This is a genomic window from Bifidobacterium scaligerum (assembly GCF_002802865.1).
Lineage (GTDB): Bacteria > Actinomycetota > Actinomycetes > Actinomycetales > Bifidobacteriaceae > Bifidobacterium > Bifidobacterium scaligerum.
In genome coordinates this window covers 267,412-286,928 of sequence record NZ_PGLQ01000001.1, presented here as the reverse complement: position 1 = coordinate 286,928, position 19,517 = coordinate 267,412, and the positions used below count along the sequence as shown (strand labels likewise).

The 19,517-nt window shown below is 63.3% G+C and carries 15 protein-coding genes; 11 read left to right on the top strand and 4 right to left on the bottom strand.

Annotated features, from left to right (window positions below; translation table 11 throughout):
• The first annotated feature begins 17 nt into the window (after nucleotides 1–17).
• The 7 genes from CUU80_RS10720 (at nucleotide 18) to CUU80_RS01115 (ending at nucleotide 3,769) form a co-directional block, all read left to right on the top strand.
• On the top strand, nucleotides 18–173 hold the full coding sequence (locus CUU80_RS10720; protein WP_165775775.1) for a hypothetical protein: 156 nt from the start codon (nucleotides 18–20) through the stop codon (nucleotides 171–173).
• Entirely contained in the window at nucleotides 170–1,363 is a 1,194-nt protein-coding gene (locus CUU80_RS01135; protein WP_100495506.1) for a helix-turn-helix domain-containing protein, read from the top strand. Before CUU80_RS10720 ends, CUU80_RS01135 begins: the two co-directional genes overlap by 4 nt.
• On the top strand, nucleotides 1,360–1,887 hold the full coding sequence (locus tag CUU80_RS01130) for a WhiB family transcriptional regulator (protein ID WP_094667183.1): 528 nt from the start codon (nucleotides 1,360–1,362) through the stop codon (nucleotides 1,885–1,887). The genes CUU80_RS01135 and CUU80_RS01130 overlap by 4 nt, the downstream gene beginning before the upstream one ends.
• A gap of 43 nt (nucleotides 1,888–1,930) precedes the next feature.
• Nucleotides 1,931–2,527 (top strand): AAA family ATPase, encoded by a 597-nt coding sequence (locus CUU80_RS01125; RefSeq protein ID WP_165775774.1) that lies wholly within the window; start codon nucleotides 1,931–1,933, stop codon nucleotides 2,525–2,527.
• A gap of 4 nt (nucleotides 2,528–2,531) precedes the next feature.
• Nucleotides 2,532–2,771, top strand: coding sequence for a hypothetical protein (locus CUU80_RS10930; protein WP_033892026.1), 240 nt, complete (start codon nucleotides 2,532–2,534; stop codon nucleotides 2,769–2,771).
• A gap of 122 nt (nucleotides 2,772–2,893) precedes the next feature.
• A complete protein-coding gene (locus CUU80_RS01120) occupies nucleotides 2,894–3,301 on the top strand; it encodes a transcriptional regulator (protein WP_100495505.1) in 408 nt (135 codons plus the stop codon).
• 69 nt (nucleotides 3,302–3,370) lie between these two features.
• Entirely contained in the window at nucleotides 3,371–3,769 is a 399-nt protein-coding gene (locus tag CUU80_RS01115; protein ID WP_243388585.1) for a hypothetical protein, read from the top strand.
• Here the strand turns inward: CUU80_RS01115 and CUU80_RS01110 are convergent.
• The 3 genes from CUU80_RS01110 to CUU80_RS01100 form a co-directional block, all read right to left on the bottom strand.
• Nucleotides 3,740–4,912, bottom strand: coding sequence for a hypothetical protein (locus CUU80_RS01110; RefSeq protein WP_100495932.1), 1,173 nt, complete (start codon nucleotides 4,910–4,912; stop codon nucleotides 3,740–3,742). The genes CUU80_RS01115 and CUU80_RS01110 overlap by 30 nt on opposite strands.
• 263 nt (nucleotides 4,913–5,175) lie before the next feature.
• Complete coding sequence (locus CUU80_RS01105; protein WP_100495504.1) at nucleotides 5,176–5,940, bottom strand: hypothetical protein; 765 nt, start codon at nucleotides 5,938–5,940, stop codon at nucleotides 5,176–5,178.
• Nucleotides 5,933–7,420 (bottom strand): AAA family ATPase, encoded by a 1,488-nt coding sequence (locus CUU80_RS01100; RefSeq protein WP_100495503.1) that lies wholly within the window; start codon nucleotides 7,418–7,420, stop codon nucleotides 5,933–5,935. The genes CUU80_RS01105 and CUU80_RS01100 overlap by 8 nt, the downstream gene beginning before the upstream one ends.
• Before the next feature lie 349 nt (nucleotides 7,421–7,769).
• On the opposite strand from CUU80_RS01100, the gene CUU80_RS01095 reads away from it, so the two are divergent.
• Complete coding sequence (locus tag CUU80_RS01095) at nucleotides 7,770–12,065, top strand: LPXTG cell wall anchor domain-containing protein (RefSeq protein ID WP_100495502.1); 4,296 nt, start codon at nucleotides 7,770–7,772, stop codon at nucleotides 12,063–12,065.
• A 171-nt stretch (nucleotides 12,066–12,236) separates the two neighbouring features.
• Here the strand turns inward: CUU80_RS01095 and CUU80_RS01090 are convergent, their stop codons facing one another.
• On the bottom strand, nucleotides 12,237–13,718 hold the full coding sequence (locus CUU80_RS01090) for a glycoside-pentoside-hexuronide (GPH):cation symporter (protein ID WP_043164844.1): 1,482 nt from the start codon (nucleotides 13,716–13,718) through the stop codon (nucleotides 12,237–12,239).
• A gap of 361 nt (nucleotides 13,719–14,079) precedes the next feature.
• Here CUU80_RS01090 and lacZ point away from each other — a divergent pair, with 361 nt between their 5' ends.
• From lacZ to nagA, 3 genes are all read left to right on the top strand, one after another.
• A complete protein-coding gene (lacZ, locus tag CUU80_RS01085) occupies nucleotides 14,080–17,241 on the top strand; it encodes a beta-galactosidase, LacZ type (protein ID WP_100495501.1) in 3,162 nt (1,053 codons plus the stop codon).
• 85 nt (nucleotides 17,242–17,326) lie between these two features.
• Entirely contained in the window at nucleotides 17,327–18,139 is an 813-nt protein-coding gene (gene nagB, locus CUU80_RS01080; protein ID WP_100495500.1) for a glucosamine-6-phosphate deaminase, read from the top strand.
• A 73-nt stretch (nucleotides 18,140–18,212) separates the two neighbouring features.
• Nucleotides 18,213–19,517: an N-acetylglucosamine-6-phosphate deacetylase gene (nagA, locus tag CUU80_RS01075; protein ID WP_100495499.1), complete on the top strand. Its 1,305-nt coding sequence runs from the start codon at nucleotides 18,213–18,215 to the stop codon at nucleotides 19,515–19,517.

Sequence of the window (19,517 nt, the reverse complement as noted above, 5' to 3'; positions counted from 1 at the left end):
CCGATACCGGCCGAACCATGTGGTGGCTGATCGTTGCCGCCGTGTGCGTGTCCGGCGGCGTTCTCTCGTATGCGTTGTGCCGCGCCGCCCGTCTGGGCGACGACATCGGCGCGAGGCTGCGCGAACGCCGCGAAGAGGACCCGGAGCATGACGGCGGGAAGGTCGAACGATGAGCAGCAGAGCCGAGAACTGGGCATGGGAGCGCGACGACGTCAAGGGCATCACCAAGTTCGTGCTGGTGTACCTGGCCCGCCGCGCCTACTACGACGATGGCGCCGCCGCGTGGCCGAGCGTGGAGACCATCGCGTTCAACTGCGGGTGCTGTGAGCGCACCGTGATCCGTTCGTTGCAGGAGTTGGAGCGCAAGGGCTACATCAGGCCCGGCGACCAGGAGATGTCGGCGCGCAACCCGCGCACGCGCAAGCCGATCGCCAAGGGACACCGCTCGCGCGTGTGGGACGTCGTCATGGACGGCGACCACGCCGCCGAGAACATCGAGGAGAAGCCCAGGAATCTGGACGCGCTGGCGGAAGGCGACGGAAAATCGAATCCAGACAAGGACAATTTGTCACCCGACGGATTGTCACCCGAACCGAAGGGCGTGGAGCCGAGGACAAATTGTCCCGGAATCTTGGACAGAAAGTCACCCAATAGACAAGTGATAAACAATTCTCCCCTCATCCCCTTCGGAGATGCTCCCCTCAACGCCGAACAAGCCCCCACGAAGACCGAACCCGTTCCGGCGACCGATTGGGGCAAGGCCCTGCCTCCCAGGGGCTGCAGGAACCCGCTATGGGTGCCCGAACCCGGCAAGCTGCCCGAGCCGGTCACGGAACGCGCAGGCCAGGAGGTGCGCGTGCTCGACGGCATCCGCCGGCGCATGCTCGCCGTGGACCAGAGGTTCGATGTTCCGGCGACCATGGCCGACCGCAAAGCCGTCCACTCGCTGCTGATCGATCGTCCGTACGGCGAGATCGTCGCGACGATGGACTGGGCGTACCGCAACCGCTACTGGCTTCCTCGGCTCACCAGCGGCGCCAGGTTCGCCGCGAACTACGTGCAGCTGCGACTGGAAATGCTCACCCATCCCGATCCGACGGGCAAGCGGGCGCCAGACGCCCCGCTGCCGGTCGTCAAGGACCCCAACCGGGCGATACCGGTCAGCTCGTCGTCCGCAAGCCGCGTGCCGATCTACGGGGCGGCGCTGCTGCGCACCTCGCTGTGCCAGGAACACATCGAAGGCGCCATCTCGCAGGAGGCGTGCCCGGTATGCGCGTACGACAAACGCAACCACGCCACCCACGACGTCGCCGGGCACCGCAAGGCGAAAGCCGTTGTGCCGGAGGAGGCGGTGCGGCCATGAGCGGGGACGGGCAGCGTCTTGAGGCGTGGAAGAAGGCCGGCGAATGCCGCGACTTCCCGCAACCATGGTCCGACTACCTGTGGTCGCTGGAGTTCGAGCACCGTCCCGGCGACGCGAAGGCGTTCCACTCGGTCGCCAAGGCCGTGTGCGAACGATGCCCGGTACGCGCCGAATGCCTGGCCTACGCGGCCAGCGGCGGACTCGAATGGGGCGTGTACGGCGGCAAGGTGTGCACCGACCGGCGCAGGATCGCGCGCATGGCCGAAGCCGACGGCGTCCCCTGCCGGGACCGCGGCCTGCCGTGGCCGCAACGCTGGCGGCTGCTCACGGACTGGATACGCGCCCACCGGAACGTGTTCGACGAAGCCACCGACGAGGCCAGCGCCGAACGCCAGCAACGACGCCTGCGCGCACGGGGTAGGACGGCCGATCGCCCCGCCCCGCATGAGCCGTCAGGCAATCAAACGTTCAAACAAGCAGGAATCCAAGCAATCAGACAAGCAGACAATCAGGCGGCCGACTGATCAGGTTCGCGTGATCGCTGGCAGTCGCAAAGGAGAAGAACGAATGCGCATCGCCATAGCCAACGCCAAGGGCGGGGTCGCGAAGACCACGTCCAGCATCTACATCGCCTCGGTCATCGTTTCCAGGGGCGGCAGTGCCGTCGTGTACGACGCGGACCCGCAGTCCAGCGCGAGCCTGTGGGCCGCCGCCGCTGAACAGACCGCGGACCCGCTGACGTTCGACGTGCTTCCGGCCAACCAGGCCACGCTCCGTCAGCTCGCCTCGGGAGCGGACCCGGACGAATGGGCGATCATCGACGCTCCGCCGCAGGGGCCGACCCTGGACATGGCCATCAAGGCCGCCGATTTCGTGATCGTGCCGGCGTCGGACTCGCCCATGGACCTCCAGCAGGCATGGAGCACCCTGGACATGGCCAGGATGAGCACGCCAGCCGCGCTGCTGCTGGTCAAGGCCGAACGCAACACGAAGGCGTTCCGCGACACCATGGACGCGCTCAACGCCATGGACACGCCCCGGTTCGACACGATCGTGCCGAAGGCCCAGTACTACAAGCGTTCGCTCGGCACCAACCCGCACCAGCTGGGCGAATACCGGGACCTCGTCACCGAACTCCAGCAGATCGCCGGAAAGCAGGAGTGAGACCATGCAGGGCAACTACCAGCCACTGGCACGGCCGGTGCCGTTCGACGACGTGCTGCGTCAGCAGAACAAGACCTCCAAGACCACGGGCGAACCGCTGGTCATGCTCTCATTGCGCATACCCGTGTCGCTCAAGACCCGGCTCAAGACCACGGCCGCCGCGCACGGACTGCCCATGCAGCAGCTCCTGCGCGACGCCATCGAACGCGAGCTCGACCGACTCGACGGCGACGACGAGCCGTGACCCGTCAGACAATCCAGCAATCAAGCAATCCAGCAAGCAAACAAGCCAACAACCAAACGTTCAGGCAGTCAAACATGCAGACGCGATCCGGCAAGCCGGCGCGTCTGCGGAAAGGAGACACTATGGACTATTCGATGGAGGTCTCCGTGCTCGGCGACCGGATCAGCATCGGCGAGGAGGCGCACGTCATCACCCTCGGTGTGAACACGGGATTCCCCGCGGGCTCCACGGCGGGACTGGCGTACACGCTCTCGCCGTTGCAGGCCCGCGTGTTCGGCGCGCAGATGCGCGCGGCCGCGGACGCCGCCGAGGGGCATCCGGGCATGCCGTCCGACGAGGAGGTGAACGCGGCGGCGAAGGTGTTCTGCGGCGGCGTGTGGAACGGGTTCGACCCCGCCAGCATGATGCCGACCGAACAGTTCGACCGGTTCTGGAACGACGGCGAGGGACACCAGCTCTACCTGGCGATCGCGCGCCACGCGCTCATCGCCGCCCGCATGTCCATCCTCGCCGGGCAAAACGAAAGCTGACAAGCAGACAAGCCCGCATGCAGACAATCAAGCAAACAATCAAACTTGACTGCATGCAGGCAAGCTGACATGCAAGCAATCAAGCAAGCCAACAATCAGGAAAGCAAACAATCCAACAATCAGGAACGGAGCAGAACCATGAACGACAACCACAACGAAAACGAGGAGCCCTTCGACGGCACGAGCGAGGATTCCATGCTCGAAGACCAGATGAGCGCGCACATCGCGGCCATCGCCGCCAGCGGCGTCGCCGCCGAAGCCGAAGCCTTGGCCAACCGGCAGGCCGACATGGCGGCCAGGGAACGTCGTGAAACGCGACTGGCAATCCTCGCCGCCATCGCTATCATTTGCGCTTTCGCTATCTGCGTCATTAAAACGTTAAAAAATATACATGACCCGGACGATAATCACTTTGATAAATATAGAAAATTAACCCAATTAAACCAATTGTTCCTCAGATTGCATTAGGTCAATAAGTCGCCGAGTTAAACTGACGTTTTTCTTTAGTTTTGCGGTTCTTGTTTCAATAAACAGGAACCGCCTATTTTTTGACGATAAAGAAAAATAGCAGATACAAAGCAATAGGATAAACAATAAAACACAGCTTACATAAAACAGGCATTGATGAGACGTAAGAATAAAAATCATACTTAAATACATTGATGCAATAAATGAGAAAACCGACAATGCAATACAATAAAGTATTTTTAGTGGACGAATTTCTTTCGTCAATCCTTCAAACACCTTTATTGAATCATAAAGGATACTTCCTAGAACGTAAACTGACAACCAGTAAAATACAACCAATGTAAAAGAAATCACCAAATTGGCCAACAATAACTTATGCTGATGCACGGATGAGCAAACATAGACCAGAATCACAAACGACAATCCGACACCATTAAGAGTCCTATTCCATCTTCCTACACTGCGAAACACATAGCGCTTTCTTTTCCTATTGGCGACATTGCATAGCTCTTTTTCCGCTTCGTGCAATCTATTGGATAATTCCTTCAATCGAGTACGATAATTCACAGATATATCGCCTATGCCGTAAAGCATAGTGAAACAAAACAATAAACCGAAAATAAGAAGAACACCAAGTCCTTTCCCATACCGGAGAATCAGACTAGCGGATGACAGGCCGAGAAAGCAGACGGAAAGATTACTGAATCGTATGAGCGTTCTACCCATAGATCTGAATCTAAACATATGGTTTTTTGAAAGATCCTCAACTGCGATACCCACGGAAAGACCCGCAACTATCGCCAATAGAGCGAGGATAATAGACAGGCCTGCATCTTCTGCAAAACAGGGGAAAGCTTTTAGTATAGATTCCGTCTTGTTCCAAGAAGATTTTTCTGCCAACTCATTTAAAGATAATTCCTTACAATGACGGGCTATGGCTGAAATAGAGGATAATATTATTCCAATAATAAGCCAGAAAGACTCGTATCCAAGCCATCGTAAAAATTCAGCGTTTTCAACCTTGTTGTCAGTATATATACTATCTAGGTCGATTCCCGGATTACCAACCGAAATATGATATTCATTACTGCGATATAGCGGACTTTTATAAGGTGTGGAGATATGCTTTTCATGTATTGTCATATTGTATACTTCCTTGTACGTAATCATCTGCAATTCATCGACAATGTCTTATCGACTGCGAATCCGCGTTCCATGTAGTCCTCATTATCTACATCATGCTCGCATTTGTCGAAGCAGAAATAGATGCGAAATACAATGTTATAGACGACCTCTGCGTTATGTTACAAATACTCTAAGTCTATATTCTTAACCATAATTCGCGTCCGCAGCCGGATGGTCCTAGGATTGCTAATGCGACTCCAGGCTATCCAGCTACGGATGACCTATTGTAGTTCGCCTGCAAGGTATGGTTCCACGAATGCGAGGTTGCTGCCACGTTCGAGCGAGTGGAAGTCCTGCATGGCGTATTGCCAGGATTCCTCCCAGGTGGTCGGGTTGCCGTGTATGCGTCGCAGGGATTGAAGGGTCGTCGAGAACAGGTTCGGGTTCTGCGTGAAGCGGTCGGCCAGTTTGATGGCGCCGCTTTGCTTGTGCTGTGCGTCCAGGTTGTCGGTCCTGCCGCGGAACGCGTGTTCGAGGTTGCGGCTGACATAGAACAGACGGTATGGAATCAAGACGGTGCGACTGCCCTGCTTCTTCCTGAATCCGTCGAGTTTGAGCAGGGCGTCCACGCCGTTTCGCTTGGTCGTTCGGTCGGCGATCAGAGCGTCGCGGTTCGCGGTGACGATATCGGTCGTCGAATACAGGGTTTCTTCCACTGACGGGTCCTCCCGCACGCTGTCGTCAGGCGTAAACGCGCCGTCCAGGTCGCAGATCTGGAGGACGTGGCCGAGCTGGCCCCATGTGCGATCATGGTCCTTGAGATAATACTCGACGAGTTCGCGCACGGTTTGCGCGGGTTTGTCCGCGGGGTAGAACCCGTTGCGCCGGTGGAATTCCTCACGGTGGTTCGGCGCGGTCAGCACGTCGCAATGGAATTCCTGACCTTGGAACAGGCGGTTCTCGATCAACGCCGAGAACGCCGGCACGAGCAGGCTGGCGTCGCTCGCGCCCTCCACGACCAGCAGGACGATCTTGCGTTTAGCCACGGTCCGCCTCCGTCCCGGCGGCGTTGAGCGCGGCCAGATCGTCGTCGATGTCGTCGTCCTCGTCGGGGTGGCCGGCGGCGTAGAGGCTGTTGCCGAACATGCGCGGGATGGGCGAATCGTAGATGTCCGGTCCGCTCCATCCGAGCTCGCTGGCCGTCAGATACCGTTTGCGCTGGTTGTTCGTGGAGGACTTGCGCGGGATGGTCGCGAACCGATTATCGGGATCGGTCACCGTCGTACGGATGCAGCTGTTCGGCAGCACCTCCAACGCCCGCAGGTTATGGGCGGTGAACACCAGTTGCCCCGCGCACCCGTCCGCCAGCTGGTCCAGCATGTCGCCGAGCAGCAGCTCGAACACGCCGGAGTCGAACTCGTCCACGGCGACCAGCGCGTTCTCGTCGTTGTACGCGTGCTTGAGATAGCCGAGCAGCGCGGTGATGCGTATGATGCCCTCGCTCTCGCAGCGGAAGGGAACCGTGACGTCGCCGCGGCGGGAGAACAGCTCCGCGGTGACCCGGTCCTCGCCGTCCTTGCCGGAAGGCGCGGTGCCGGTTTTCAGGAGGACGTGCAGGCCGGGCACGATGGTGGGCAGGATGCGGTCGAAGGACTCCACGGTCTGCCCGAGCCGTTTCGCCTGGCCGGGGGTCAATGGATTGGGCTGCAGCAGGTCGAACGCGAACTCCGTGTTGCGACCTTCCGGGTTCTCCTCCATGATCGGGATGATCGCGAACGCGGCATAGGAGCCGCGACGGGTGGTGGACACGAAGATGTCGTTGGTCGCATAGCCGCACAAGGCCTCGCGTAGGCGAACGAACTCGCCGAAACGCTCGTTGATGTACTCCAGTGATCTGGAGGACACGCCGGCCGCCTCCCGCACGCGGGCCATCGCCCAGTCGATCAGGAACTCGGCGTCCGGCCGGTCGTCGAGCGTGGCGCACCGGGAGAACAGGAACGAACGCCCCTCCATGTACGCGCGGTCCGCGGTACGCGAGACCACGGTCTTCACCGAAGCGACCGCCTCGATGGAACGCCACACATAGATGGGGGTCGACACGAACCCGTCCGCCTCGGAATCCTCCATGCGATGCCCCAGCACCTCACGGCCCAAGCGCGAGGGATCGTCGCCGATACGCACCGATTCGGCGACGACGCGCGCCCGCGTCGAATCCGGGTTCGCCTTGCGCATGGACACCCTGTACTCAAGATAGCTCGGCTTCTGCTTATCGCCGACGAGGAACGTCGCCGTCACGGTCGCCGAACCGGCGCTGGCGCTGACGACATCACCGGCGGTATCCGGCAGCATATTCCCGGACAACAGCGCGCGCAGTATCCCGATGGCGTCGATGACGGTGGTCTTGCCCGACCCGTTCTGCCCGTAAATGCCCGTGACGCTGCCGCCGGCTGGCAGATCATCGAAATCCAGGACGCCATGCGATATGTTCCTCATGTCGTCCAGAACAAGTCTTTTCAAACGAATCATCGCATTGCCATTCTCTAAAACTCACAATAATCAATTTTTAATTGAAATACATGACTATTATACAGCGTAACCTGTGTGCATACCGCCGCGTTTCGCAATCAGATCATAACCTGAGCGACACAACAGCCCAGATCCACGATGAGGTGGTTCGACCGGGACAATGCCTGTCCGCCGCAGGACCACCTGAAGCGGGGCGATGCTGATGGTGCGTTCGGGGTCCGGCGGCCGGCCGTCGGACTTGCGGGCGTGCTTTTCTTCCAGGGACCCGGGAGGAGGCGGGTTCTGGAGTCCCCGTCTCCTCCCTTTCCCGGAGAGGGGCGCTTCTGTCGTATGTGGGAAAGGATTTCGTATGAGGTTCGGGAAGAAGGGCGCCGGCGTGGTGGCGTCGATCACTGCCGCCGCGGCGTTGCTGGCCTGTCTGGTTCCGGTCGCGTTGGCCGATAACGGTGGCGGTGGTTCCGGCGAGGATGGCGGCGGTTCGGGCGGTGGTCCGACGCAGACGGCCGATGTGCATTGGATCTACAAGGATTCGTGGCCGGCCACGCTGGATGGCATGAAGACGGCGTTGAGTGACGCGAAGGTGCGTCTGTCGTCCGATCTGGCGAACGGGCAGAACCAGTTCGTGAACATGAACAAGACTTTGAGCGACGCGATCGATGAGTGCCAACGCTCCTATACGGGTGAGGGGAACGCGGATTGCCGTCTGGTGGCTGTGGGCTATGTGCGATTGGCGGATGGTTCGTTCAACGGCAGCTATGTGAGCTCGAACGCGAAGAACCGTTGGGAGGCGCAGTGGAAGGCCGAGGCGAAGGGCGACTACACGTATCAGGGTCAGAAGTATTCGACCTCGACCACGTGGAAGGACAAGCTCGGCACGCGCAGCGTTGACTCGCTGGCGCAGGAGTCGATCAACTCCAACCCGAACGCCTCGTTCCGCGTGATCGTGCTGGCGCAGAACCAGCCGCCGGTCGATTACAAGCTGAACGTGACCACCAGCCACAAGCAGAAGACCGACATGCAGGTCGGCTCCACCGACCCGATCGGCGACGTCATCCATGCAGACAATGGCGGTTCCGCGATCAAGGAGACGTTGAACGGCACCGCGATCATCCATTACGAGAACGGCCCCTACCTGCCCGCGAAGAGCGTGAGCAAGCCGATCAGCTTCTCCAGCAATGGGGACACCCAGCTCGACAATCTCGCCTCGCCGAAGGATTTCGGCATGAAATACTGGGCCGAGGGCTCGTACTGGATCGACATTCAGGTGCCCAAGCAGGGCCGCATGCAGGCGGCCGTGGACACCGCGGACCGCGATCCGGCCGAATCCTGGAAGGTGAGCCCGATGCCGCCCGAGCCCCCGGTCAAGAAGATCGAGGACGGCGTGAGCGCCGACCGGATGACGAACCGCACCACCATCACGTACGGCACCGGCCGCGGCGGCTACGAGATGCGTTTCCGCGACGTGATCGAACCCAACGGCGTCGAATACTCCGTGGACAACTACAGGCTCATCGACAGGACCGACGGCAACCGCGACGTTTCCGGCGAGTTCGAGATCAACTGGGACAAGGCGTCGAACACGGTGTCGGCCGCGCGTTCGGCGGACAAGGGCGAGATGCCCATGGACCATGTCTACGAATTCAGCTTCGACGTGACCGTGTCGAAGCCCTCCGACTTCCAGCAGGTCAGGGACCATGCGTGGGGCAAGTGGAACCACGAGCCCGAGGCCGACGCCGGAACGAAACAGTTCGATACGTGGCGGCCGAATCCCGACAAGAGCTGGATCCGCCTGAACGCGAAGGGCCAGTGGGAGGCGGTCATCGACCCGAAGGAGACCAACCAGACCGGCGCCGACGATATGACGCTTCTGGACGGGGACCGGGTCGCCTCGGTGGTCAACGGCACCATCGCCAAGAACCTCATCCAAGCCCCGGAGGCTCTGACGCTCACGGACGACTGGTCGGCCGCCGACTACCTGTTCGACGCCGACGACAAGTCGAAGATCAAGGTGTACGAGGCCGATGCCGGCACCGATCGCGAGTCCAGCGTCACCGACATCGCCAACCACGGCAGGGACGTCACCGACCAGTGGGCGATCACGATGGAAGGCACCACGGTGACCGCCACCGCAGGCCAGGCCTACCGCGAGGGATTGAAGGGGCTGAAGACCGCGAAGCAGGTCACGCTGCTCATTCCCGGCAAGGCGTCCTATGCCAACGGCAAGGGCGCGGGCCAGGTGCGCGACGACTTCGGCAAGCAGTCGAGCGACGAACTGTCGTTCTGCACCACGCCGGATGGCAAGGCGCTGACGAACAAGGGATCCCAGACCGTCAACACGCACACCATCCCCACGAACGAACCGAAGATCTGCGGCTACATACCGCCCGTCGTCAAGGACGTGGTCGGCGAATCCTCGCAGGGAGGCGACCAGGCGTCCGTGGACGGCAGGGTCGTCTACCCGGGCCAGCGCGTGGAATACCGTCTGGAGACGCAGCCCCACCTGCCCGGCAATCTCGCGTACTCCGTCAGCGAGGTGGCGGTCACCGACACCTACGACGAGCATCTTGAAGTGGACAAGCAGACCCTGGAGGTCACCGACCTGTCCACCGGCAGGTTCATCCCGAAAACCGAGTACGAGACCCAGTGGAACGACGGACAGCACGCGGTGCGCCTCGTGTTCTCCGACGGGTATGTGAAGACCAACTGGCGCAACGGCGCGAACCCGCGCATCATCGTCCGCTTCGAGGGCACGGTCGCCAAGGACGCGCCCACGGACACCAAGATCGGCAACCAGTGGGCATTGACACTGAACAACATGGTCACCCCGAGCAACAGGGTGTGGAACGAGCCGCCCGACTTCACGCCGGTGAAGAAGGACACCCAGGCCGACCCGTCCATCAGCATCGACGGCAAGACCGCGCTGCTGGGCGACCGGATCTACTACCGCGTGATTATCGACGCCAAGCAAACCAACCAGGCCTACAAGGTCTGGAGGCTCGGCATGACCGATGACTGGGACGACGAATATCTCTCCCTTGACGACAAGCGCATCGAGGTCACCGACACCGCGACCGGCAAGGATGTGACCGCGAAGTTCAACATCGCGGCGATCGACGGCGTCGCCTACGTGTACGCCAAGACCGTGGACACGAAGGTGCCGGCCACCGGCGAGACCATCAAGGGCGACCCCCAGCCCAAGAACCTCAAGGAGTACGCCGAAAAGAAGGACCACGACCCGTTGAAGGAGCCGGCCATCGACCAGTCGATGCTGGGCACGAGCTATGAGGTGAGCCTGCCGATGACCGTCATCAAGGTCACCGACGGACATATCGTGAAGAACAAGGCCACGCAGGTCGTCAACGACACCCGCAAGGACACCAACGAGGTCGCCACCCCCCTCAAACCCGTCAACCCGTCCAAGGACGTGGTCGTGAAGGTGGACGGCGAATCCATCGACAAGCGGAGCGTGTACCTCAACAGCCTGTTCCTCTACCGTCTCGACAGCTCCGTGCTGCCCGCTCACCGCGCCTACCAGAAGGTCACCGACTGGAGCATCGCCGACCCGCTCGACACCGAGCATGACCAGTACACCGGCCAATGGGCCGTGTACGCCATGCGCGACCTGACCGAACAGGGCAAGGTGATCGCCCATAAAGGCGTGAAGATCGCCGGCAGCGGCTTCGATGCCGGCGCATACGGCGGCGAACTGTTCACCCTCGCGCAGGACGACAAGGGCGTGGTCACCGTTACTGCGACCCAGCGCATGCTCGACCTCGTCAGCGGCGACGACGAAAGCGAGCAGGCATGGACCGCGTTCATCCAGTGCAAGCGCGTCAAGACCGGAGAACACATCGCCAACCGGTTCGACGAAACCCTCAACGGCACCAAACGGCCTTCCAACCAGGTCGAGACGCACACGCCCGACATGACACCGAGCCTGAAGATCGAGAAATGGGACGAGGCCTCCGGCTGGCCGGCCGGCGACCGCGACCAGGTCAAGGACGCGCTGGCCATGCAGGGCGACACGCGCATCGTGTTCACCATCACCAACACCAGCACCGCCGACCCCGACACCAAGCAGGGCGCATGGTACCGCACCAAGGACCTGAACCTCAAGGACCAACTGGTCGCCGGCGACGGCCGGGTGACCGATCTCGAATACCCCGCCGATTGGGACAGCCGCATCCTCAAGCCCGGCGAGAGCGTCGAGGTCAAGGGCGTCCTCAAGGGCGTGACCGACCATCACACCGACCGTGCCACGGTCACCGGCACGCCTCTGATCGAATGCGTCGTCTCCGACCCGGATCCGTTCGACGGCAAGGACGAGACGTCCGCACCCGATGACGCGGTCACGATCGACGGCAGGCTCGTCTGCCCCGATACCGAGGTGGTCAGCAACACCGACGACTGGAACGGCTACCGGACCGGGCTCGCCCACACCGGCGCCGCCATCCAGGGCGTGATCGCCGCGGCGATCACGCTGCTCGCCGTCGGCGTGGGACTGGTCGCCGCCCGCAGGTTCAGGCGCGGGAACAACGCCGCCGGCCGTCACTCCGGCACGATGCAACCCGTCGATGCCGAGGACGCCGACGCGGATGCCGTCGAAACCGTGGATTCGGTTCCCGGCGGGCAATCCGTGGTCTGACCGAAGCGGCAGGGACCGCTTTCTGCCGCGATGATTCTTCCGGCCGGACGACAATCCGGCCGGAACCCCGCCGGTTCTCTTCCTTCTTCTCTCCCCGGCGGGCATGGCAACGGCCCGGCGCCAACGGTTCAAACCGTTAGCGCCGGGCCGTTCCCTTGCTGCCTTGATTGCTTACTGCTTGTCGGTTTCCTCGGAGGCGAGTCGTTCTTCGAGCTGTTCGACGATGTGGTCGTGCATGTTCTCGTCGATCTTGACGGTCAGGAGGAAGACGACGAGGCTGGCGACGATGCCGGCGAGCGGCAGGTAGTAGGCGCAGGTCTTGAACGTGCGGATGTTCGCGGCGGTCATGTCGGCGGCGGTGGCGTTGCCGACCATGCCGGCGGCGACGGCCACGAAGCCCACGATGCCGTTGGACAGCGCGCCGGCGATCTTGTCGAGCATCGGGCGCACGGAGAGGGTGACGGCCTCGTTGCGCTTGCCGGTCTTGAGCTGTCCGTATTCGATGGAGTCGGTCATGCTCAGGATGGCGGTCATCTGGATGGTCTGCGCGGGCAGGTAGAAGAGGACGAGCGCGACGATGACGACGGGCAGGTTCATGGGCGCGATGATGAACAGCGTGTAGCCGGCGATCATGAACGCCATGCCGGCGGTGTACAGCCAGCGGCGCGGGATGCGGCGGTTGAGCACCGGGTAGAGGGGCGTGGTGACCAGTCCGGTGATGACCGGGATGACGCCGGCGATGGAGAAGCTGTCCGGCGCGCCGAGCACGTATTTGAACTGGTAGAAGAGCACGCCGGTGGTGGCGACGTTGGCCACGGAGTACAGCAGGTAGCTCAGGGCGACCCACAGGAGCTGGTCGTTCTGGGCGATGGCCTTGAACGCCTCGATGGGGTTGCCGTTGGCCTCGGCCTTGGCGCGCAGCTCGCCCTGGTTCTCGCGGGTGCCGAACGCGACGCTCCACGCGGTCAGCAGGCCGAGCACGGCGATGATGATGGCGAACGCGGCCCAGCCGGTGCGGCCCTGCTCCCATTGGCCGGTGAACTTCCAGGTGAACCAGCTGACGACGGGCACGACGATGACGGTGACGCCGTTGTAGCCGATGGATCCGGTGAACGCGCCGAGCGCGGTGTACGTGCTGCGTTCGTGCGAGTCGGAGGAGATCGCGGGGATCATGCCCCAGTAGGAGATGTCGCGCAGCGAGTAGATCACGTCCAGCAGGATGAACACGATGACGAACAGGACCATGAACACGCCGGTGTTCACGTCCACGAGGCCGAACAGGCCGGTGAACACCATGATCAGCAGGATGCCGGGCACGAGGCCGCCGATGAACTGCCAGGGGCGGAACCGGCCCCAGCGGGTGTTCGTGTTGTCCACGAGGTTGCCGAGCAGCGGGTCGAGGAAGATCTCCGCGATGCGGATGACCACCACGAGTCCGGTGATCACCGCGATGAGGCGCGCGGCCAGCGTCTTGTCCACGTCGATGAACAGCGCGGTGGTCACGAACGTGATGAAGAACGTGCTCATCGTGTTGTAGAACGCGGCCTGTCCCAGATTGCCGAACGCGTATGCGATCTTCTGGCCCATGTTCCTCGCGGGCGCTGCCTGCGGTTGTCCGGGCGTCGCCGTGCGCTGTGTGGTGGATCCGCTCATGGTGTGGTGGCCTCCTTGCGACCTGTAAAGAATCCGTGCGCGGGAACAGCTCCGATCCCGCAAGACGCGAGTATAGAACTTTCTCGAAAAAGTAAAAACTTTACCGCGTGTCGCAAGCAACGCCAACGAATCGCATTCGTCGATTCGACGCGACGCACGGGCGAAAAGACACCGTAGCAGCCGAATTATCATTGCAATCAATGGATTTGCACAGGTTCTCGCAGTCACCGTCGAGGCATGCGCAAGAAGTTGCGTAAATTAGTAAATATCTTTATCATCGTTGTGCAAGGAGTCACATTCGAAGGCTCCCGCACTGCGGCGGCAACGACGCGACGCAATCCGATGCGAAAGCGAGGACATCATGAACACAACCGACGATCAGCGGAAGAACGGCGATCCGATCGTCTCCCCGTCCATGCCGACGACGGCATGGCTCGCCGACCCGCGCGTGTACGCGGTCCACCGGCTCGACGCCCATTCCGACCATGCGTGCTGGTCGCACGCCCCCTCCGGCGGCGAGGGCACGGATCTCACGCAGAGCCTTGACGGCGAATGGCGGGTCCGCGTCGAGACGGCGCCGGCGAACAGCTTCCCCGACGGGACGAGCGACGGGCCGGATTGGATCAGCGACGTGTCGCCGCTGTTCGCCGCGCCGGGCTTCGACGACTCGTCGTTCCCCCGCGTGCGGGTGCCCTCGCATCTGGAGACCGCGGGGCTTCTCGACCCGCAGTATGTGAACGTGCAGTACCCGTGGGACGGCCACGAGGACCCGAAGGCCCCGGCCATCCCCGAGCATGGCCATGTGGCGGTCTACCGACGCAAGTTCGCCGCGGAGGGCGCGGTCGCCCAGGCCATCCGCGAGGGCCGCACGGTGACGCTCACCTTCCAGGGCGCGGCCACCGCCATCTACGTGTGGCTCAACGGCGCGTTCGTCGGCTACGCCGAGGACTCCTTCACGCCCAGCGAGTTCGACGTGACGGACGTCGTCAGGAAGGACGGCAACGTGCTGGCGGTCGCCTGCTACGAGTATTCGAGCGCGAGCTGGCTGGAGGACCAGGACTTCTGGCGGCTGCACGGCCTGTTCCGCTCCGTCGAGCTCAACGCGAGACCCGCCGCCCACGTCTCCGACATCCACGCCGAAGCCGATTGGGAGCCTGCCACGTCAATCGGATCGCTCTCGCTGGACGTGCTGATCGACGGCGCCACGAACGCCGCGACGGCCGACCTCGCGTTGCGAGACAAGAACGGCACCATCGTCTGGCGCACCGCCACGGAAGCGGCCGGAACGCTGCACGCCGAAGCCGAGATCGACGACGCCGCACCCTGGAGCGCCGAACGCCCGGACCTGTACGAACTGTCCGTCACCCTGCTCGACGCGGACGGCAAGGTTCTGGAGACCGCGCGCACCCGCATCGGCTTCCGGCATGTGGCCATCGAGGACGGCGTCCTCAAGCTCAACGGCAAGCGCCTCGTGTTCCGCGGCGTGGACCGCCACGAGTTCGACTGCCGGCGCGGCCGTGCCGTCACCGAAGAGGACATGCTGTGGGACATCCGCTTCATGAAGCGCCACAACATCAACGCGGTGCGCACCTCGCACTACCCGAACCAGTCACGCTGGTACGAGCTGTGCGACGAATACGGCATCTATCTGATCGACGAGACCAACCTGGAGACCCACGGCAGCTGGAACAGCCCCGGCGACATCCCCGTGGGCACCTCCGTCCCCGGTGACGACGAGGCCTGGCTGGGTGCATGCATCGACCGGCTGGACAGCATGATCATGCGCGACCGCAACCATCCCAGCGTACTCGTCTGGTCGCTGGGCAACGAATCCTACGCGGGCGAAGTCCTCAAGGCCATGAGCATGCACGCGCATCGGCTCGACCCGGGCCGTCCCGTCCACTACGAAGGCGTCAACTGGAACCACGCCTACGATGAGATCAGCGATTTCGAAAGCCGTATGTACGCCAAGCCGGACGAGATCCGCGACTGGCTCGAACACGGCGACGAGCGCGGCGCGGCGAACAAGCCGTTCGTCAGCTGCGAGTACATGCACGCCATGGGCAACTCGTGCGGCGGCCTGAGCGAGTTCATCGACCTCGAACAGTACGAGCGCTACTCCGGCGGGTTCATCTGGGACTACATCGACCAGGGGCTCGTCCAGCGCCTGCCCGACGGGAGCGAACGACTCAGCGTCGGCGGAGAATGGGGCGACCGGCCGACCGACTACGAATTCGTGGGCAACGGCATCGTGTTCGCCGACCGCACGCCCAGCCCCAAGGCGCAGGAAGTCAAGCAGCTGTATTCGCCGATCAAGCTCACCCCCGACGGGCACGGCGTGACCATCGAGAACCGCAACCTGTTCATCGGCACCGACGGCTACGTGTTCGCCGCACGGCTCCTCGAAGACGGGCGCGAGATCTGGCACGCCGACTACCGGTTCGACGTGGCCGCCGGAGACACCCAACGCCATGACATCGCCTTCCCGGACATCGACACGGACGGGAATACGCGCGAGGTCACCTACGAGGTCGATCTCCTGCTCACCGAAGCCACCGCATGGGCGCCGGCCGGCTACGAGCTCGCGTTCGGCCAGCTTACCGACACCCTCAACCCCGAACGGGACATCACCGAGACCGATTACGACGACGACGGCCGCGCGACGGTCACGCTCGGCCGGTGGAACGCGGGCATCCGCCGCGACGACGAGGAAATCCTCCTGTCTCGCACCCAGGGAGGCATCGTCTCCTGGACGCGGGACGGACGGGAAATGGTCATGCGACGCCCTGAACTCGTCACCTTCCGCCCTCTGACCGACAACGACCGCGGTAACCGTTCCGGATTCGACCGTGCAGCATGGTTCGCGGCCGGTCGCTACGCCATCGTGACCGATACGAGCATCACGCAATCCGACGACGGAGGACTCACGGCCGAATACCGGTACGAGCTCGCCGACCCGGGCCACACGCCCGTGACGGTCGCCTACCGCATCACGTCCGACATGCGCATGCGACTGACCGTCGAATACCCCGGCGGTGTCACCAACGCCGCCAGCCTGCCCGCGTTCGGTGTCGAATGGGAACTGCCCGGCGAATACACGCAGCTGCGCTACTACGGGCCCGGCCCCGAGGAAACCTACCGCGACCGCAAGCAGGGCGGCAAGCTCGGCATCTGGGACACCACCTCAGAGGCGAGCATGGCGCCGTATCTCATGGTGCAGGAAACCGGAAGCCACGAGGACGTCCGCTGGCTCGAAGCCACCGACATCCAAGGCCACGGATTGCGCGTCAGCCAGCGCGGCGACCGTCACTTCACGGCCAGCCTGCTGCCATGGAACACCTACATGATCGAAGCCGCGCGCCGCCATGAGGACCTGCCCGCCCCGCGCCACAACTACCTGCGTCTGCTCGCGGCGCAGATGGGCGTCGGCGGAGACGACTCCTGGGGAGCCCCCGTCCACACGGCCTACCAGCTGCCCGCAGGCAGGCCGCTCACCCTCGACGTGAACCTCGAACTCATCTGACCGGCAACGGGCGGCGGCATGCACCACCATGCCGCCGCCCGTGCATATTCCCCAAAACACACCCACAGAAAAGAGGCAATCAATCATGGCTGAAGTGATCATCGTCAAGAACGAGGAGGAGGCCGGCGAGATCTACGGCCGCTGCGTCGCGGACCTCATCAAGGCCAAGCCGGACGCGGTGCTGGGCCTGGCCACCGGTTCCAGCCCGCTGGCCGCCTACCGCGCCCTCGCCAAGATCGTGAAGGACGAATCCATCGACGTCTCCCAGGTGCGCGGCTTCGCGCTCGACGAGTACCTGGGCCTGCCGCTGACCCACCCGGAGTCCTACCACTCCACCATCCACCGCACGGTCGTCGAACCGCTCGGCCTCGACCCGGCCAAGGTCCACGTGCCCGGCGACGTGCTGAACGGCGCGCCGCTCGAAGACGGCGACAAGATCGCCGCCGCCGGCCCGGCCTACGACGCGGCCATCGAGGCCGCGGGCGGCATCGACGTGCAGATCCTCGGCATCGGCACCGACGGCCACATCGGCTTCAACGAGCCCGGCTCCTCGCTCGCATCCGGCACGCGCGTCAAGACGCTCGCCGAGCAGACCCGCATCGACAACGCGCGCTTCTTCGACAACGACATCAACCAGGTGCCGACCCACTGCATCACGCAGGGCATCGGCACGGTCCTCAAGGCCCGCCACCTCGTGCTGCTCGCGTTCGGCGCGGGCAAGGCCGAGGCCATCGAGGAGACCGTCGAGGGCGGCGTGAGTGCGTTCTGCCCGGCCTCCGCGCTGCAGCTGCACCCGCACGCCACGATCATCATCGACGAGGAGGCCGCCAGCCGCCTGCGTCACAAGGACTACTACCGCTACGCCTTCGCCCACAAGCCCGCCTGGCAGGGCATCTGACAGTAACCGAACCGAACTCGGGCTCCTTCTTTCTCCGCAAAGAGGGAGCCCGAACGCATACAGGAAGGAAATCATGGCACAGGACAGAAACGAGATCGTCGCGCACGTGACGGCGGCGTTGGAAGGCGAGGCTCGCCCGGTCGCGATCCGCGGGGCGCGCAAGGTGGACGCCCGCGGCGAGCAGTCGGGCTACTGGGTGGTTTCGGACGCGCGTGGCGTGATCGTGGCCACGGGCGCTGCGGCCGCGGACGGCACCGGCGAGGAGGCGTTCGAGCACGCCTGCCGCACGGTCGGCATCGACCCGGCCTCCCGCTCCGGCGAGGTGATCGACGCGGCCGACCGCATCCTCACCCCCGGCTACGTGGACATCCACGCCCACGGCGCCTGGGAGAAGAGCTTCGACGACGGCCCCGACGGCATCGACGTGGCCCGCGCCGGCCACGCGGTGCACGGCACCACCCGCCAGGTGCTTTCGCTCATCACCAACCCGATGGACGTGATCTGCCGCAACATCCGCACCGTGCGCGAGAAGATGGCCACCCGCCCCGACATCCTCGGCTGCCACCTCGAAGGCCCGTTCCTCGCCCTGAAGCGCAAGGGTGCGCACGACCCGAACTGCCTCAAGGACCCGGTGCCCGAACTCGTGGACGAGATGCTCGACGCCTCGGGCGCCGACCCCGCCACTGGCAAGCTCGGCTGCATCCGCCAGATCACCATCGCCCCCGAACTGGAGCACGGCATCGGCGCCATCCGCCAGTTCGCTTCCGCCGGCGTGGTGCCAGCGGTCGGCCACTGCGACGCCGACTACGAGACCGCCCAGGCCGGCTTCGACGCGGGCGCCGGCATCATGACCCACATGTTCAACGCGATGAACGGCCTGCACCATCGCGAACCCGGCCCCATCCCGGCCGCCGTCGAGGACCCGCGCGTCACCATCGAGCTCATCAACGACGGCTTCCACGTCCAGAACCCGATGGTCAAGCTCGGCTTCGGCCTGGCGCCCCACCGCATCGCGTTCGTCACCGACGCGATGGCCGCCACCGACTGCCCCGACGGCGCGTACAAGCTCGGCGAACTCGACGTGAACGTCATCGACGGCCACGCCCGCCTCGTGTCCAACGGCGCCATCGCCGGCTCCACGCTCACCCTAGAGGTCGCGGTCCAGCGCGCGGTCAACGAACTCGGCTTCAGTCCCGTCGCCGCCGTCGAGGCCGCCACCCTTACCCCGGCACGCGCCTTCGGATTCGACCGGGCCAACCCCGTCACCGGAGCCCCGCTCGGCCTCATCGCCCCCGGATACGCCGCCGACCTCAACCTCCTCGACCCCACCGACTGGACCGCCCAACACGTCTGGTGCGCCGGCCGCCAGGTGAAGTAA

Excerpts from the sequence above, each read along its gene's own strand:
- CUU80_RS10720 (WP_165775775.1), top strand. The coding sequence starts at position 18 with ATGTGGTGGCTGATCGTTGCCGCCGTGTGCGTGTCCGGCGGCGTTCTC.
- CUU80_RS01135 (WP_100495506.1), top strand. The coding sequence starts at position 170 with ATGAGCAGCAGAGCCGAGAACTGGGCATGGGAGCGCGACGACGTCAAG.
- CUU80_RS01130 (WP_094667183.1), top strand. The coding sequence starts at position 1,360 with ATGAGCGGGGACGGGCAGCGTCTTGAGGCGTGGAAGAAGGCCGGCGAA.
- CUU80_RS01125 (WP_165775774.1), top strand. The coding sequence starts at position 1,931 with ATGCGCATCGCCATAGCCAACGCCAAGGGCGGGGTCGCGAAGACCACG.
- CUU80_RS10930 (WP_033892026.1), top strand. The coding sequence starts at position 2,532 with ATGCAGGGCAACTACCAGCCACTGGCACGGCCGGTGCCGTTCGACGAC.
- CUU80_RS01120 (WP_100495505.1), top strand. The coding sequence starts at position 2,894 with ATGGACTATTCGATGGAGGTCTCCGTGCTCGGCGACCGGATCAGCATC.
- CUU80_RS01115 (WP_243388585.1), top strand. The coding sequence starts at position 3,371 with ATGCAAGCAATCAAGCAAGCCAACAATCAGGAAAGCAAACAATCCAAC.
- CUU80_RS01110 (WP_100495932.1), bottom strand. The coding sequence starts at position 4,912 with ATGACAATACATGAAAAGCATATCTCCACACCTTATAAAAGTCCGCTA.
- CUU80_RS01100 (WP_100495503.1), bottom strand. The coding sequence starts at position 7,420 with ATGATTCGTTTGAAAAGACTTGTTCTGGACGACATGAGGAACATATCG.
- CUU80_RS01095 (WP_100495502.1), top strand. The coding sequence starts at position 7,770 with ATGAGGTTCGGGAAGAAGGGCGCCGGCGTGGTGGCGTCGATCACTGCC.
- CUU80_RS01090 (WP_043164844.1), bottom strand. The coding sequence starts at position 13,718 with ATGAGCGGATCCACCACACAGCGCACGGCGACGCCCGGACAACCGCAG.
- lacZ (WP_100495501.1), top strand. The coding sequence starts at position 14,080 with ATGAACACAACCGACGATCAGCGGAAGAACGGCGATCCGATCGTCTCC.
- nagB (WP_100495500.1), top strand. The coding sequence starts at position 17,327 with ATGGCTGAAGTGATCATCGTCAAGAACGAGGAGGAGGCCGGCGAGATC.
- nagA (WP_100495499.1), top strand. The coding sequence starts at position 18,213 with ATGGCACAGGACAGAAACGAGATCGTCGCGCACGTGACGGCGGCGTTG.